The sequence below is a fragment of the Rubrivivax albus genome, assembly GCF_004016515.1.
Lineage (GTDB): Bacteria > Pseudomonadota > Gammaproteobacteria > Burkholderiales > Burkholderiaceae_C > Rubrivivax > Rubrivivax albus.
Map to the genome: position 1 here is coordinate 24059 of NZ_SACT01000008.1, position 15346 is coordinate 39404.

The 15346-nt window shown below is 70.9% G+C and carries 13 protein-coding genes; 10 read left to right on the top strand and 3 right to left on the bottom strand.

What is annotated here, in order from left to right; translation table 11 throughout:
* Nucleotides 1-3 precede the first annotated feature (3 nt).
* The 3 genes from ENE75_RS19605 to ENE75_RS19615 all read right to left on the bottom strand — a co-directional run bounded on the left by ENE75_RS19605 (nt 4) and on the right by ENE75_RS19615 (nt 3144).
* Entirely contained in the window at nt 4-1209 is a 1206-nt protein-coding gene (locus ENE75_RS19605; protein ID WP_128200038.1) for an SUMF1/EgtB/PvdO family nonheme iron enzyme, read from the bottom strand.
* A 65-nt stretch (nt 1210-1274) separates the two neighbouring features.
* A complete protein-coding gene (locus ENE75_RS19610; RefSeq protein WP_128200039.1) occupies nt 1275-1910 on the bottom strand; it encodes a response regulator in 636 nt (211 codons plus the stop codon).
* Between the two features lie 46 nt (nt 1911-1956).
* Nucleotides 1957-3144 (bottom strand): hybrid sensor histidine kinase/response regulator, encoded by a 1188-nt coding sequence (locus tag ENE75_RS19615; protein ID WP_128200040.1) that lies wholly within the window; start codon nt 3142-3144, stop codon nt 1957-1959.
* A 154-nt stretch (nt 3145-3298) separates the two neighbouring features.
* Between ENE75_RS19615 and ENE75_RS19620 the strand changes: the two genes are divergently transcribed.
* The 10 genes from ENE75_RS19620 to ENE75_RS19665 all read left to right on the top strand — a co-directional run bounded on the left by ENE75_RS19620 (nt 3299) and on the right by ENE75_RS19665 (nt 15290).
* Nucleotides 3299-3757 carry a hypothetical protein gene (locus ENE75_RS19620; protein WP_128200041.1) on the top strand — a complete coding sequence of 153 codons (459 nt, stop codon included), beginning with the start codon at nt 3299-3301 and terminating at the stop codon, nt 3755-3757.
* A gap of 42 nt (nt 3758-3799) precedes the next feature.
* On the top strand, nt 3800-4162 hold the full coding sequence (locus ENE75_RS19625; RefSeq protein ID WP_128200042.1) for a response regulator: 363 nt from the start codon (nt 3800-3802) through the stop codon (nt 4160-4162).
* 10 nt (nt 4163-4172) lie between these two features.
* Nucleotides 4173-6293, top strand: coding sequence for a chemotaxis protein CheA (locus tag ENE75_RS19630; RefSeq protein ID WP_128200043.1), 2121 nt, complete (start codon nt 4173-4175; stop codon nt 6291-6293).
* A gap of 18 nt (nt 6294-6311) precedes the next feature.
* Nucleotides 6312-7898 carry a methyl-accepting chemotaxis protein gene (locus tag ENE75_RS19635; protein ID WP_128200044.1) on the top strand — a complete coding sequence of 529 codons (1587 nt, stop codon included), beginning with the start codon at nt 6312-6314 and terminating at the stop codon, nt 7896-7898.
* Nucleotides 7899-7944: 46 nt separating this feature from the next.
* Nucleotides 7945-9216: a methyl-accepting chemotaxis protein gene (locus tag ENE75_RS19640; protein ID WP_128200045.1), complete on the top strand. Its 1272-nt coding sequence runs from the start codon at nt 7945-7947 to the stop codon at nt 9214-9216.
* A 43-nt stretch (nt 9217-9259) separates the two neighbouring features.
* Entirely contained in the window at nt 9260-10855 is a 1596-nt protein-coding gene (locus ENE75_RS25745) for a methyl-accepting chemotaxis protein (RefSeq protein WP_128200046.1), read from the top strand.
* Nucleotides 10856-10926: 71 nt separating this feature from the next.
* Nucleotides 10927-11502 (top strand): chemotaxis protein CheW, encoded by a 576-nt coding sequence (locus tag ENE75_RS19650; protein ID WP_128200047.1) that lies wholly within the window; start codon nt 10927-10929, stop codon nt 11500-11502.
* Nucleotides 11503-11672: 170 nt separating this feature from the next.
* Nucleotides 11673-13424, top strand: coding sequence for a methyl-accepting chemotaxis protein (locus tag ENE75_RS25750; RefSeq protein ID WP_128200048.1), 1752 nt, complete (start codon nt 11673-11675; stop codon nt 13422-13424).
* A 282-nt stretch (nt 13425-13706) separates the two neighbouring features.
* On the top strand, nt 13707-14072 hold the full coding sequence (locus ENE75_RS19660; RefSeq protein ID WP_128200049.1) for a hypothetical protein: 366 nt from the start codon (nt 13707-13709) through the stop codon (nt 14070-14072).
* A gap of 42 nt (nt 14073-14114) precedes the next feature.
* Nucleotides 14115-15290 (top strand): methyl-accepting chemotaxis protein, encoded by a 1176-nt coding sequence (locus ENE75_RS19665; protein WP_128200050.1) that lies wholly within the window; start codon nt 14115-14117, stop codon nt 15288-15290.
* Nucleotides 15291-15346 lie beyond the last annotated feature (56 nt).

Below are 15346 nucleotides of genomic sequence, written 5' to 3' on the forward strand. Positions count from 1 at the left end.
ATCCTACCGCGCACAGCTGCGAAAGCCGGTGGGCAGGACATCGTCGTCCACCGCCGCGAAACGGCGCGCGCGCGGGTGCACGGCGCGCGGCGGCGTCAACGCGCAGGCGCCGCGCAGCACGCCCCAGGCCACGGGCGGGCCGGGGTCGACAGGCAGCGGGTCGATCTCGCCCGGCGGGTCGGCGTGGCCGGGGTAGGCGCGGGCCGGCCCAGCCACCCACTCGAGCACCTCACCCCAGACGAAGCCGCGCCGCGCGGCGCCGACTGCAGCGGCTTCCCATTCCGCCTCCACCGGTAGCCGGCGTCCGGCCCAGGCGCACCAAGCCTGCGCCTCGTGGCGGGTCACGTGCGCCACCGCTGCTGCCGCCGGCACCCGCTGCAGGCGGCCCCGACGCTGCACCACGATGGCCGTGCCCATCTGCTCCAGCCGCCGGGGGGCCCGGCGCTGCGCCTCCTGCGCCCAGTCCCAGCCGGTGGGCGTCCACCAGCGCGGCTCGTCGTAGCCGCCGTCGGCCACGAACTCGGCAAAGCGGGCCCAGCTGACCGGGCGGCTGTCGATCTCCGTCTCCGGCAGCGGCACCGGGTGCGCCCAGCGCTCCGGGCCGGGAACCAGGCCGCCCTCGCCCGAGCCCAACCGCCAGGTCTGCGCCGGCAGCCACAGCGGCGGGGCGTCGGCCACACGGCGGTCGTCGGGCCAAGGGGCGTCGACCACGTCCAGGTGGTCGGCCAGCACGGCCAGGGTCTCGCCGATGCGGTCCTCGTGCCGCAGGGCCTGGCGGTGCAGGTACAGCGCCGTGTCGTTGTCGGGCCCGGCCGCCAGCAGGTCGAGCTGGTGCTCCAGCGTGTCGGCCATCCATGCCCGCACCTCGTCCGGATCCGGCAGCGGGGCCGACGACCCGCGCTGCTCGGCATGGAAGCAGCGGTCGCTCTCGGCCTCGGCCGGTGCCAGCCGCGGCCGCCCGGGATCACCGGCCTCGCCCCGGCCGGCGTGCACGTGGCGCAGGATCCACCAGTCGGCGTACCAGGCCGCATGGCCGGCCAGCCACAGCGCCGGCGGCAGCCCGGCGGCGCCGTGCAGCGCCCCGGCCGGCGAGGACGCGATGGCGGCCAGCCAGCGCAGCGTGTGGTTGCGGGCGTCGATCAGCGCCAGCGACAGCCAGTCCCGGCCGGCCGAGCGGGCGGCGATCGGGTCGTCGACGGAAGGGACCATCGCGCCTGTGGTCAACGGATGCGGGTGGCGGCCAGCCGGTGCCAGGCGTTCAGGCGGCAGCCCGCTCAGTCGCCGACCAGGCCGTTGCGGATGGCGTAGACCGTCAACTCCGCATTGTTGGCAAGCGCCAACTTCTCGAGCACACGGGCGCGGTAGACCGACACCGTCTTCGGGCTCAGGCTCAGTTCGTCGGCGATGTCCGACAGCCGCTTGCCGCTGGCGATCAGCACCAGGGTCTGCAGCTCGCGGTCCGACAGCGTCTGGTGGGCGTTCTCCGGCGACGGCGCGGTGAGGCTTTCCACCAGCATCTGCGCGATCTCGGGCGTGACGTACTTGCGGCCCTGGGCCACGGTGCGCACGGCCTGCACGATGAGCTGCGGATCGCCGCCCTTGTTGACGTAGCCGAAGGCGCCGGCCCGCAGCGCGCGGATGGCGTACTGGTCTTCCGGGTACATGCTGACCACCAGCACCTTGACCGGCGAGCCTTCCTCCTTCAATGCATGCAGCACGTCCAGGCCGCTGCGGCCGGGCAGGTTGATGTCGAGCACCAGCACGTCGCAGCGGGTGCCGCGCATCAGCGTGCGAAGTTCGCCGTAGTCGCCCGCCTCGCCGACAACGCGGATGTCGGCCGCGTCGGACAGCGTGTCGCGGATGCCGCGCCGGATCAGCGCGTGGTCGTCGCAGAGGATCACATCGGTCATGGGCATCGTCCTGCGCTGCGCATGGGTGGGGCGCGTCGGGGCCGGGTCACAGTGGCGTCCACGCCGACGGGTCGTGGCGGCGCTCGTCGTCGTCCAGTTCGTCCACCTCGTCCTCGTCGTCCACGGCGCCGGCCTCGGCCAGCGCGGGCTCCAGCGGCACCGACAGGATCAGGCTGGTGCCGGAGTCCCCACTGATCACGTCGACCCAGCCGCCGACGGTGGAAGCGCGCTCGGTCAGGCCGCGCAGCCCGAAGCTGCGCGCCTTGGCGCGGTCGGCCTCGGTCAGGCCCCGCCCGTTGTCGCTGACCTCCAGCGAAAGCGCGCCGGCGCCCACCGCCAGTTCGATGCGCACCCGCGTGGCCTGGGCGTGCTTGCTCACGTTGGTCAGCGCTTCCTGCGCCATGCGGTAGGCCACCAGCGGCACGCCGGGCGGCAGGTGGACCATCTCATGGCTGCTGCGGAACCCGCACTCGATGCCGGTGCGGCGCTCGAAGTTGCCGGCCATCCACTGCAGGGCGGCCACCAGACCCTGCTCCAGGATCGCCGGGCGCAGGTTGTGCATGATGCGCTTGCTGGCGTCGATGGCGTGCGTGAGCAGTTCGATGGCCGCCGTGGCACGCTGCTGCATCGCCGGCGTGCCGGCATGGCGGCGCATCCAGTCGAGGTCGAACTTCAGCGCCGTCAGGCTGCCGCCCACGTCGTCGTGGATCTCGCGCGCGATGTGCGTGCGTTCGGCCTCGATGCTGGTCTGCAGGTGGCGGGCCAGCGCGGCGAGCTGCTCGCGGCTGGACTGCAGCGCGCGGTCGGCGGCCACGTGGGCCCGTTTGACCTCGGCCGCCTCTATGGCGTGCTCCGCCGCCACCGCCAGCCGCGCCAAGTTGGCCTTGAGCAGGTAGTCGCTGGCGCCGTTGCGCATGGCTTCCACCGCCGTGTCCTCGCCGATCTCGCCGGACACGAGGATGAACGGCAGGTCCATGCGCCGCTCGCGCAGCAGGCGCAGCGCCTCGATGCCGGAGAACCCGGGCACGTTGTAGTCGGAAAGCACCAGGTCCCAGCGGTTGGCGGCACCGCCGCGGCGGTCCAGTGCGGCCTCGAACTCGGCACGCGACTCCACCCGCCGGCACTCCACCGCCAGCCCGCCGCGGCGCAGGTGGGCCAGCGCCAGCTCGTGGTCGAGCGGCGAGTCTTCCAGGTGCAGCACACGCAATGGGCGCTTGGGGGCGCTAGATGCCATGCCCGCAGTATCGCCCACCCGTGTCGGCCGGGATAAGCAGGCGCTTTGCCGCCATCTTCCGCTAAAGCCCGCAGAGGGTGCTGCCGACAATCCCAGGACGAACGACAGGCCCCGTCCGCCAGGGCGGGACTGCCACGCCATCCGCGGAGAACCCATGCTCAGCACCGAACCCGTCGACGCACCACCCGAGCGCATGCCCCTGATGGCCGCGGCGGAGGTGCAGGACGACCTGCTCGTGGCCAGCAACGACCTGGACCGCCTGCAGCGCCTGCTGGGCGATGCCAGCGAGTCGCTGATCGGGCACTTCTATGCCGCGGCCGACCAGCTGCGCGAGGCCCTCAAGCGCACCGCCGAGCATCCGGAGCTGGACCTGCCGCAACTGCACCGCACCATGGAGCACGTGGCCGGGGCGATCACCGCCATGCAGTTCCAGGACCTGGCCTCGCAGCTGATCACGCACACCGGTCACCGCCTTCGCGGCTGTGCCGACCGGCTGGCTCGCGAGGCCATGGGTGACGACGAGGACGGCCCCGCCGTCGTCGAAGACATCCCGCTGCGCCCCAACCCGGTCACCCAGGACGAGATGGACGCAGGCTCCATCGAGCTCTTCTGACTTCTGTCTGTCCCCCGTACGAGATCCCCCGGAGAACCCACCATGCATTCCATTCTTGCAGTCGACGACAGCGCCTCGATGCGCCAGATGGTGTCCTTCACGCTCAAGAACGCCGGCTTCAACGTCGTGGAGGCGGTCGACGGCCAGGACGCCTGGGAAAAGGCCTCGTCACGGGACTTCAGCCTCGTGCTGACCGACCAGAACATGCCCCGCATGGACGGCATCAGCCTGACCAAGCGGCTGCGCGAGAACCCCAAGTTCAAGGCCACGCCGATCCTGATCCTGACCACCGAGAGCAGCGACCAGATGAAGCAGGCCGGCCGCGCCGCGGGCGCCACCGGCTGGCTGGTCAAGCCGTTCGACCCGGCCAAGCTGGTCGAGGTGATCGGCAAGGTCATCCGCTGAGGGGACGACGATGGGCGACATGAGCAAGGAAGGCGGCCACCTCGCCGCCGGGATCGACCTCAGCCAGTTCTTCCAGGTCTTCTTCGAGGAGGCCGGCGAGAACCTGGAGAACATGGAGCAGATGCTGCTGGCGCTGGACGTGGGCAATGCCGACGACGAGGCGCTGAACGCCATCTTCCGCTGCGCGCATTCGGTCAAGGGTGGCGCCGCCACCTTCGGCTTCAGCGACGTGGCCGAACTGACGCACGAGATGGAGACGCTGCTGGACAAGCTGCGCCGACACGAGCTGCAGCCCACCGTCGAGATGGTCGACGCGCTGCTGGCCTCGGGCGATGCGCTGCGTGCCCAGCTGGCCCGCCACCAGGCCGGCGGCGCCGGCGAGTCGCCGGACACGTCGGCCCTGCTGGCCACGATCCGCACGCTGGTCGACGGCGGCAGCGCGCCGTCGGCAGCCACGCCGGCCCCGACGGCGCAGGCCGCCCAGCCCGCTGCGCCCAAGGCGGCCCCGGGCACGCGCGAGCTCGAGCTCACCGTCGGCCCGCTGGACGACCCGGCGGTGGCCGAGAACCTGGTGGATCTGTTCAAGGAGATCACCGACCTCGGCCGGATCGAACCGCTGGACGCCGGGCAGTCGGTGGACGGCGTGCGCCGCTTCAAGGTCACCACCGCCAGCAGCGACAACGACCTGCTGGACCTGTTCACCTTCCACGTCGCCCGCGAGCATGTGCGCCTGGCGCCCCTCGGCCCGGGCTACGGCTTCCATGAAGGGGCCCCGGGCGCACCCAAGGCCGAACCCGCCCCGGCCGGGGATCCCGGCTACGGCTTCTTCGACGACGCCCCCGGCGCCCCCGAGGCCGCCGCCGCGGCCCGGGCCCCTGCGCCCGCACCGTCGACCACGCCGGCCTCCGCACCCGCACGCCCGGCCACGCCCGCCAAGGCCGAGGCCGGCAAGCCGTCCGCCGGGCCCGACCAGAGCACGCTGCGCGTGTCGGTGGAGAAGGTCGACCAGCTGATCAACCTGGTGGGCGAGCTCGTCATCACCCAGGCCATGCTGGCCCAGAACAGCAAGGACATCGACAGCGCGCTGCACCAGCAGCTCACCGCCGGCCTGGCCGACCTGGAGCGCAACACCCGCGACCTGCAGGAAGCGGTGATGTCGATCCGCATGATCCCGATGTCGCTGGTGTTCAACCGCTTCCCCCGCATGCTGCGCGACCTGGCCGGCAAGCTGGGCAAGAAGGTCGAGCTGGTCACCCAGGGCGAGGCCACCGAGCTCGACAAGGGCCTGGTGGAGAAGATCACCGACCCGCTGACCCACCTGGTGCGCAACAGCTGCGACCACGGCATCGAGCTGCCCAACGAACGCGTGGCCAAGGGCAAGCCGGCGCACGGCACCATCACCCTGGTGGCCAGCCACCAGGGCGGCAGCATCGTCATCGAGGTGCGCGACGACGGCAAGGGCCTGTCGCGCGAGAAGCTGCTGAAGAAGGCCCGCGAACGTGGCCTCGACGCGCCCGACAGCCTCACCGACCAGGAGGTCTACGGCCTGATCTTCGCGCCGGGCTTCAGCACCGCCGAACAGGTGACCGACGTCTCCGGCCGCGGCGTGGGCATGGACGTGGTGAAGAAGAACATCACCGCGCTCGGCGGCACGGTGGAGATCGACTCCGCCGAGGGCTACGGCATGACCGTGCGCGTGCGGCTGCCGCTGACGCTGGCCATCATGGACGGCATGAGCGTCGGCGTGGGCGACGAGGTCTATATCCTGCCGCTGGGCTCGGTGGTCGAGAGCTTCCAGGTCCAGCCGGAGACCATCCGCACCATCGGCAACCGCGGCCGGGTGGTGCAGGTGCGCGACGAATACATGCCGGTGATCGACCTGGAACGCGTGTTCGACGTGCCGCGTTTCGACTTCGAGCACGTGAGCAACATCATGGTCGTCGTCGAGGCCGAGGGCGGCCGCGTGGCCCTGCTGGTGGACGAACTGCTCGGCCAGCAGCAGGTGGTGGTGAAGAACCTCGAGGCCAACTACCGCAAGGTGGACGACGTCTCCGGCGCCACGATCATGGGTGACGGCCGCGTGGCGCTGATCCTGGACATCGGCTCGCTGGTGCGCCGCTCGCGCAGCTGACCAACTGGAGACACGGCCATGCTCAACGACTGGATGCGCGGGTTCACCATCCGCTTTCGGATGATCGGTGCCATCGGCGTCGTGGTCGCCCTGCTGTGTGCCATCGGCGGCTTCGGCCTGTGGCAGTTGGTGCGCACGCAACACCTCAGCGGCGATTTTCTCGAACACTCCTTCGCCGAAGCCGGCGGCGTGGCCGACCTGCAGCGCCTGCTGGGCGAACTGCGGCGCCACGAGAAGGACCTCATCATCTACTACGAGCAGCCCGAGGCGGTGGCCCTGTCGCGCCTGGCCTGGGATGGCGCGTTGCAGTCCACCGAACAGGCCTTCACGGCCCTGCTCGAAGGCGAGGAGGACGAGGACAACCCGCTGGCGCGCGGCGCCATCGACGACCTCAAGGCCTACCGCGCCGCCTTCGAGCCGGTGATCGCGCAGATCCAGGCCCAGGCCTACGACACGGCCACCGTGGTCGACCGCGTCAGCGCCGAGGCCAAGGCCGCCATCGGCGAGGCCGAGGCCAAGCTGGCGCAGATCGACACCATCGTCAAGGCCGAGGCCGAGGCCACGCAGGTCGAACTGGCAGCGCAGTTCCAGACCGCCATGCTCGGCTTCGGTGCCGTGCTGCTGTTCGCCGTGCTCGTGGTGGTGCCGCTGACGCTGGTGAACATGCAATCCATCGTGCGGCCGATCGCCCACGCCCGCAAGATCGCCCAGGCCATCGCCGGTGGCGACCTGACGGTGCCGGTACGGCCCGAGGGCCGCGACGAGGCCAGCGAGCTGCTGGCCAGCCTGGACACCATGCAGACGGCGCTGCGCCAGATCGTCGGCGAGGTGCGCCAGTCGGCCGACGCCATCGGTAGCGCATCACGCGAGGTGGCCACCGGCAACGCCGACCTGTCCACCCGCACCGAACACGCCGCCGGCCAGCTGCAGCAGACCGCCAGCGCGATGTCGCAGATCACGGGCACGGTGCGCCAGTCCGGCGACGCCGCTGCGCAGGCCAACCAGCTGGCCCACGGCGCGGCCGAGGTGGCCCGCCGAGGTGGCGAGGTGGTGGCTGGCGTCGTGAGCACGATGGGCGAGATCAGCACCAGCTCACAGCGCATCGGGGACATCATCGGCACCATCGACGGCATCGCCTTCCAGACCAACATCCTGGCGCTGAATGCCGCCGTGGAGGCGGCTCGGGCCGGCGAACAGGGCCGTGGCTTTGCCGTCGTGGCCAGCGAGGTGCGCAGCCTGGCCCAGCGCAGCGCAGAGGCGGCGCGCGAGATCAAGGCGCTGATCGGCGCCAGCGTCGACAAGGTCGAGGCCGGCAGCCGCCTGGTCGGCGAGGCCGGCAGCACGATGGCCGAGATCGTGGCCAGCGTGCAGCGCGTGACCGACATCATCGGCGAGATCTCCTCGGCCGCCGGCGAACAGACCGCCGGCATCGGGCAGGTCAACGGCGCGGTGGTGGAACTCGACCGCATGACACAGCAGAACGCCGCGCTGGTAGAGCAGTCCGCCGCCGCCGCGGAAAGCCTGCAGGCCCAGGCGCAGTCGCTCGAAGACATCGTCCGGCGGTTCCGCCTCGAGGCTGCCGGCGAGACGACGCAAGCCCTTTGAACCCCACGACCTGCCAGGTCCGGCAGCAACGAATGGTCCGCCATCCATGTCACTCTCGACTCAAACCCGCACCCTGCTGACGCTGGGCGCCATCGCCACCAGCCAGGCCTTGCCCGTGGCCGGCCTGCTTTCAGGCTGGAGCACGACCACCGTAATCCTGGCCGGGCTGGTGCCCGCCGGCGCCGCCTGTGCGCTCTACCTCGGGGGCCTTGCCGTGCTGGCACGGACCTTGAAGACCTTCCGCCAGCATCTGGACCGCGTGGGTGCGCTGGACCTCACGGTCGACGTGCCCTGCGACGAGCGCTCCGATGCCGGACAGCTGCTGCTCGGCCTGCAGCAGTTGCAGCTCAAGCTCCGCGACTCGGTCGGTGCCATTCGCCAAGGTGCCGACGGCGTGTCGGTGGCCGCGGCTGAGATCGCCACCGGCAACACCGACCTGTCCAGCCGCACTGAGCAGACGGCGGGCAACCTGCAGAGCGCCGCCAGTTCCGTGAGCCAGCTCACCGACACCGTACGCCAGACCGCCGACGCCGCGTCGCAGGCCAACCAGCTGGCCAGCAGTGCGGTGCAGGTCGCCACCCGCGGCGGCGAGGTGGTCGGGCAGGTCGTCTCCACGATGAACGAGATCAACGCCAGCTCAAAGCGGATCGCCGACATCATCGGCACCATCGACGGCATCGCCTTCCAGACCAACATCCTTGCGCTGAATGCCGCGGTCGAAGCCGCCCGTGCGGGTGAACAGGGCCGCGGCTTCGCCGTCGTGGCCGGCGAGGTTCGCAGCCTGGCCCAGCGCAGCGCCGAAGCCGCGCGCGAGATCAAGAGCCTGATCGGCAACAGTGTCGACCGGGTCGAGGCCGGCAGCCGCCTGGTGGGCCATGCCGGCGAGACGATGCAGGAGATCGTCGACAGCGTCCGCCGCGTCAACGACATCATCGGCGACATCTCGGCGGCCTCCAGCGAGCAGAGCGCCGGGATCGGCCAGGTCAACCAGACCGTGGTGCAGCTCGACAGCATGACCCAGCAGAACGCCGCGCTGGTCGAGCAATCGGCAGCCGCGGCCGGCAGCCTGCGCGAGCAGGCCGAGCGACTGGCCTCGGTCGTGGCCCGCTTCCAGCTGCAAGCCGGCAGCACCGCCAGGGAAGTGCCGTCGCCGCGCGCCACGCCGGCGTCGGTCTCGCCCCCCGTGGCGCAGAAGCGCGATGCGCCCGCGGCCACACCGGCCAGGCCTCACACCCGCCCGGTGTCCGCGCCGGCCCCGGCCGCAACACCCTCGGCAGCGGTGGCCACCACGGCCGACGACGACTGGGAGACGTTCTGATCCGCGTGCCCCGAACCGCGCGAGTCCCGAAAGGCAACCCCTGATGAACACCTTGATCCTCATGATGCGCCGGTTCTCCGTGCGCACACGCCTGATCGGCGCCACCGCGGGCATGCTGACGCTGCTGACCCTCGTCTCACTGGGTGGCTGGTTCGGCCTGAGCTTCACGCTCGATGCGCAGAAGCGCATGTCCTCTTACGAATTCAGGCTGATGGACCTGGCCGGCACGATGCGCCACGGCCTGGTGGCCCTGCGCCGCCACGAGAAGGACCTGATGCTGGCCTACGGCTACGACGACCGCACGGCGGCCGCCCGCACCGCCTGGCAGGCCGATCGCCAGCGCGTGGAATCGGCGCTCGACGAGATCGGCGGCATGGTCAAGACCGCCGAAGGCCAGCAGCTGATCGCCGACATCCGCACGCCGATGACCGCCTACCTCGACAACGCCTGGCGCGTGCTCGAGGAACTGCACAGCGGCAACATCATCGCTTCGCTGCAGGAGATCAACGACCGCCTGGCCAGCGAGGCCGGCAGCCACTTCGATGCCGCCGAGCAGGCCATGGAAACCGGCGTGGCCAAGGTGCGCGAGACGCTGGCCGCCAGCCAGGCCAAGGTGGACGGCTTCGTCGCCACCGTGCAGGCGGCGCTGCTTGGTGCCATCGTGCTGGCCGTGACCATCGGCGTGGCGGCGGCGGTGGTGATCGTGCGCTCGATCGCGCAGCCGCTGGCCGCAGGCCGGCGTTTCGCCGAAGTGCTGGCCGACGGCGACCTCACGGTCCGCCCCGACCTGCAGGGCCGCGACGAGGTCACCGGCCTGATGCAGGCCCTGGGGGCTATGTCCAACCGGCTGCAGGGCGTGGTGGGCGACGTGCGCAGCGGCGCAGACGCCATCCTCACCGCCAGCACCGAGGTCGCCGCCGGCAACCAGGACCTGTCTAGCCGCACCGAGCAGACCGCCAGCCATCTGCAGCAGACCGCCAGCGCGATGGAACAGCTGGCCTCGACCAGCCAGCAGGCGAGTGCCTCGGCCGCGCAGGCCGACCAGCTGGCACGGGGTGCGGCCGACGTGGCCCGCCGCGGCGGCGAGGTCGTGACCCAGGTGGTCACCACGATGGACGAGATCACGGCCAGCAGCCGCCGCATCGGCGACATCATCGGCACCATCGACGGCATCGCCTTCCAGACCAACATCCTGGCCCTGAACGCGGCCGTGGAGGCCGCCCGCGCGGGTGAACAGGGCCGCGGCTTCGCGGTCGTGGCCGGCGAGGTGCGCAACCTCGCCCAGCGCAGCGCCGAGGCCGCGCGCGAGATCAAGACCCTCATCGGCAGCAGCGTGGACCGCGTGGAAGTGGGCAGCCGGCTGGTCGGCGAGGCGGGCAGCACGATGGCCGAGATCGTGGCCAGCGTGCAGCGCGTGAGCGACATCATCGGCGAGATCTCCTCGGCGTCGGGCGAGCAGACCCAGGGCATGGGCCAGGTCGGCAGTGCCGTGACCGAGCTCGACCGCGCCACGCAGCAGAACGCCGCCCTGGTGGAACAGGGGGCGGCCGCGGCCACGAGCCTGCGCGACCAGGCCCGCCGCCTCACCGAGGTGGTGGCGGTGTTCCGCACCGGCGACCACCGTCACAACCACGCCTGACATCTGTCGGGCACCCCCTCAAGTCACCGCCCAAGGCGCCGATAACCCTTCCATCCCGACCAGGAGATCACATGGACATGATCGCCGACGCCACCCAGGTGGCCCAACACGAAGCCGCCCGCCAGGCCGTCAACGCAGCCGTCGCCGGTGGCAAGGCCGCTGCCCGCAGCGGCGAGTACCTCACCTTCCGCCTCGGCGGCGAGGAGTACGGCATCGACATCCTGCGCGTGCAGGAGATCCGATCCTACGAGCCGCCCACCCGCATCGCCAATGCCCCGCACTTCATCAAAGGCGTGGTCAACCTGCGCGGCGTCATCGTCCCCATCGTCGACCTGCGACTGAAGCTGGGTTGCGACAGCGCCGAGTACAACGACTTCACCGTCGTCATCGTGCTCAACGTGCGCGGCCGTGTCGTCGGTGCCGTGGTCGACTCCGTCTCCGACGTGCTCGAACTCTCCGCCGGACACATCAAGCCCGCCCCGGAGCTCTCCAGCGGCATCGACGCGGGCTTCATCACCGGCATCGGCAGCATCCCCCAGCCCGCCGCCAAGGAAGACGACGGCAAGGCCAAGGAACGCATGCTCATCCTCATGGACATCGAGGGCCTCATGTCCGCCGCCGACATGGGCCTCATTGACGTGCACTGAGCACCACGCGCCCGCACCGACCGACAAGGCCGCCTCCGGGCGGCCTTTTCTCGTCCGGTCGAAGGCGGTGACCGCCGATCAACGGCTTCAAGTTGACGTCGCGGCGTGCCGATAACCTCCCGGAGAACACCACCGAGGTCGATTCGATGTTCAACCTTTCCTCCTGGCCCATGCGAAGGCTGCTGAGCTTCGGCTTCGGCATCGTCATCACGGCCTTGCTGATCGTGGCCGCCACGGGCATCCTGGGGCAGCAGCGTACGCTGGGCGCGCTTGGCACGGTGTACCTTGACCGCACGGTCCCATTGGTCGACCTTGGCCAGATCCACTTCCTGGCCACGCGGAATCGCACCCTGCTCGCGGAGGCCATGCTCGACGGCGATCAGGCGAAGGCACTGCAAGCCCTGAAGGTCATCGAGGCGAACGAAGCACAGAGCGCCGCACGCTGGAAGGCGTACATGGCCGCCTACCTGACGCCCGAGGAGGAGCAGATCGCAGCGGCCCTGCACAAGGCGATGGCCGCACTTGATGCCGAGGCCATGCAACCGATCAAGGCAGCCGTGAGAGAGGGGCGCTTCGACACCGCACAAGCGGTGATGATCGAGAAGATGGACGCGTTGGACGCCCCCCGGCACAAGGCCATGGACGATCTGATTGCGTTGCAGACACGCGTAGCCGCCGAGACCTACGACGCCGAAGTCAGGCTCGGGAAGATGCTGTTGGGCTCGTCACTGGGCATTGTTGCGGCGGGCCTTCTGTTCGGCGGCCTGGCCGCAGCTGCCAGCCTGCGCGGTCTTCACCGTCGTCTGGGCGCGGATCCGGCAGCCCTTGCCCAGGCGGTCGAGCGCGTGTCGGCCGGCGACCTCGGCTCCATCGCGGGCGTTCGGCAGGCCCCGGAGGGCAGCGTCCTGGCGTTGTTGGGAACGATGCAGGTCAACCTCTCACGGCTCGTGGCCGACGTGCGCCGCGGCAGCGACAGCATTGCCACGGCCAGCAGCCAGATCGCCCAAGGCAACCAGGACTTGTCCGGCCGCACCGAGCAGCAGGCGTCGTCACTGCAGCAGACCGCCGCGTCGATGGAGCAGTTGGGCTCGACCGTCCGGCAGAACGCCGACAACGCCCGCCAGGCCAACCAGCTGGCCCAGGGCGCCAGCGCGGTCGCGGTCAAGGGCGGCGAGGTGGTCGGACAGGTCGTCGAGACGATCAAGGGCATCCAGGCCGGTTCGCGGCGGATCGCCGACATCATCGGCACCATCGATGGCATCGCCTTCCAGACCAACATCCTGGCGCTCAATGCCGCGGTGGAAGCGGCCCGCGCCGGCGAGCAGGGCCGCGGCTTCGCGGTCGTGGCCGGCGAGGTGCGCACGCTGGCCCAGCGCAGCGCGCAAGCGGCCAGGGAGATCAAGAGCCTGATCACGGACAGCGTCGAGCGCGTGGAATCCGGCTCCGTGCTGGCCGACCAGGCAGGCGCGACGATGAGCGAGGTGGTCTCGGCGATCCGCCGCGTCACCGACATCGTCGGCGAAATCAGCTCGGCCAGCGCCGAGCAAAGCCAGGGCGTGAGCCAGGTGGGCGATGCCGTCAGCCAGATGGACCAGGCCACGCAACAGAACGCCGCGCTGGTCGAAGAGAGCGCCGCCGCGGCCGAGAGCCTTCGACAGCAGGCCCAGGCCCTGGTGAACGCGGTAGCCGTGTTCAAGCTGGCGGGCGAGCCGGCACCTCAGCACACCATCGCTGCGGCAGGCGCCGTGTCCACCGTGTCGATGCCTGCCGCCCCGGCGGGGCCGGCGGCGCTGGCGGCCCGTGCGGCCACGCGCAGCGGCGCGCAGCATCGGCCGGCGGCCAAGGCCACGCCTGCGACGACATCGGCCGCGCCACGCTCCGAGACGGCCACCACGGCCGACGACGACTGGACCTCCTTCTGACCGGGCGCGGCGTGGCCGCCATGACGGGCCACGCGCTCGCAGCCGATTCCGCGGTGCCCGAAAGGGCTGCACCCGGCCCCGGCGAAGTGCACGGCCGCGAGGGCATCGCCGCGCCGCGGCGCAACCGCGAAGGTGCAGACCACCCATCCGCAGTGATGGCGGTCGTCCGCCCGTGAGCAGCGTCAACGTATCGGCACCGCACGGCAGATGTGACTCAAGTCGACCACGGCCGCGCCGAAATGGCGGGCAATGACCTGGACGCCTGCCCGTGGAGGACTGCCCGTGACCCGATTCGACCCCAACGACAAACTGCTGCTCATCGCCATCGGCGTGCTCGCCGCCGCGGCCGCTGCCTATGGCGTCGCCAATGACGGCCTGGGCCTGGCCGTGGGCGTGGGCGCCCTGCTGATGGCCGCAGCCACCGGTGTAGCCCTGGCCTCGCGTGGCGGCACCGGCAGCCGCATCGGCCTGCCGGTGCTGGGCATGGCGATGGTGGGTCTGGTGATCCACGTCGCCCGTGGCCACGCCGAGGCGCACTTCGCCGTCTTCGCCTTCCTGGCCGCGACCATCGTCTACCGGCACTGGATGCCAGTGGTGGCCGGTGCGGCCACCATCGCGGTGCACCACCTGAGCTTCAACTACTTCTAGGAATGGGGCTGGGGGCCGATCTGCTTCACCGAGCCCGGGTTGATGATCGTCATCGAGCACGCGGCCTACGTGATCGGCGAGGCGGCGATCCTGATCATGCTGGCCGCCCGTTCGCGTGCCGACTTCGCGGCCAACGAACAGCTCTCGCAGATCGCCGAGCGCCTGGTTGCCGCCGACGGCTCGATCGACTTCCGTGCCGCGCAGCTCGACCGCCCGGCGCCGGCCGCCGCGCAAATGCTCGAGGCGCTGGCCCGCATCGAATGCGCCATCGCCACCGTGCGCGCCAGCACCGAGTCGATCGCCACCGCGTCGGGCGAGATCGCCCAGGGCAGCACCGACCTGAGCCAGCGCACCGAGCAGACGGCCAGCAACCTGCAGCAGACCGCCAGCGCGATGGAGCAGCTCACCGGCACGGTGCGCCAGTCCAGCGATGCTGCGGCTCAGGCCGACCAGATGGCGCGCTCGGCGTCCGAGGTGGCACGCCGTGGTGGCGAGGTGGTGCAGCAGGTGGTGACGACGATGGAGGACATCCACGCCGCCAGCCGCAAGATCGCCGACATCATCGGCACCATCGACGGCATCGCCTTCCAGACCAACATCCTGGCGCTCAACGCGGCGGTGGAAGCCGCCCGTGCCGGCGAGCAGGGCCGCGGCTTCGCGGTCGTGGCCGGTGAGGTGCGGCAGCTTGCGCAGCGCAGCGCCGAGGCGGCCCGCGAGATCAAGGCGCTGATCGGCAACAGCGTGGAACGCGTGGAGGCCGGCAGTGCACTGGTCGGCCAGGCCGGCACCACGATGCAGGACATCGTGGGCAGCGTGCAGCGCGTGAACGACATCATCGGCGAGATCTCCGCCGCGTCGGCCGAACAGAGCTCGGGCATCGGCCAGGTCAACGGCGCGGTCGTGCAGCTCGACACGATGACGCAGCAGAACGCCGCACTGGTGGAGGAGTCTGCTGCTGCGGCAGGCAGCCTGCGCGAGCAGTCGGCGCGTCTGGCCGACGCGGTGCGCCTGTTCCACCTGCGTGACGGCGCCGCCGCACCGCGGCTTGCACCTGCAGTGCGTCATCCGGCCCCGACCGCCGCTCCAGCCTCCGCGCAGGCCAGGCCCGCCGTGCGTCCTGCTGCCGTCAAGACGGCTGCGGTGCCGACGCGCCCTGCTCAGCCGGCGACGGTGGCCACCAGCACGGCCGGCCACAACGACGACTGGGAAACCTTCTGAGCCGTCGATCCGATCCGTGCTGCCCGGCGCAACGTCGCCGGCCGACCTGACCCATC

Coding starts and splice junctions, on each gene's coding strand:
- ENE75_RS19605 (WP_128200038.1), bottom strand. CDS start 1,209: ATGGTCCCTTCCGTCGACGACCCGATCGCCGCCCGCTCGGCCGGCCGG.
- ENE75_RS19610 (WP_128200039.1), bottom strand. CDS start 1,910: ATGACCGATGTGATCCTCTGCGACGACCACGCGCTGATCCGGCGCGGC.
- ENE75_RS19615 (WP_128200040.1), bottom strand. CDS start 3,144: ATGGCATCTAGCGCCCCCAAGCGCCCATTGCGTGTGCTGCACCTGGAA.
- ENE75_RS19620 (WP_128200041.1), top strand. CDS start 3,299: ATGCTCAGCACCGAACCCGTCGACGCACCACCCGAGCGCATGCCCCTG.
- ENE75_RS19625 (WP_128200042.1), top strand. CDS start 3,800: ATGCATTCCATTCTTGCAGTCGACGACAGCGCCTCGATGCGCCAGATG.
- ENE75_RS19630 (WP_128200043.1), top strand. CDS start 4,173: ATGGGCGACATGAGCAAGGAAGGCGGCCACCTCGCCGCCGGGATCGAC.
- ENE75_RS19635 (WP_128200044.1), top strand. CDS start 6,312: ATGCTCAACGACTGGATGCGCGGGTTCACCATCCGCTTTCGGATGATC.
- ENE75_RS19640 (WP_128200045.1), top strand. CDS start 7,945: ATGTCACTCTCGACTCAAACCCGCACCCTGCTGACGCTGGGCGCCATC.
- ENE75_RS25745 (WP_128200046.1), top strand. CDS start 9,260: ATGAACACCTTGATCCTCATGATGCGCCGGTTCTCCGTGCGCACACGC.
- ENE75_RS19650 (WP_128200047.1), top strand. CDS start 10,927: ATGGACATGATCGCCGACGCCACCCAGGTGGCCCAACACGAAGCCGCC.
- ENE75_RS25750 (WP_128200048.1), top strand. CDS start 11,673: ATGCGAAGGCTGCTGAGCTTCGGCTTCGGCATCGTCATCACGGCCTTG.
- ENE75_RS19665 (WP_128200050.1), top strand. CDS start 14,115: ATGATCGTCATCGAGCACGCGGCCTACGTGATCGGCGAGGCGGCGATC.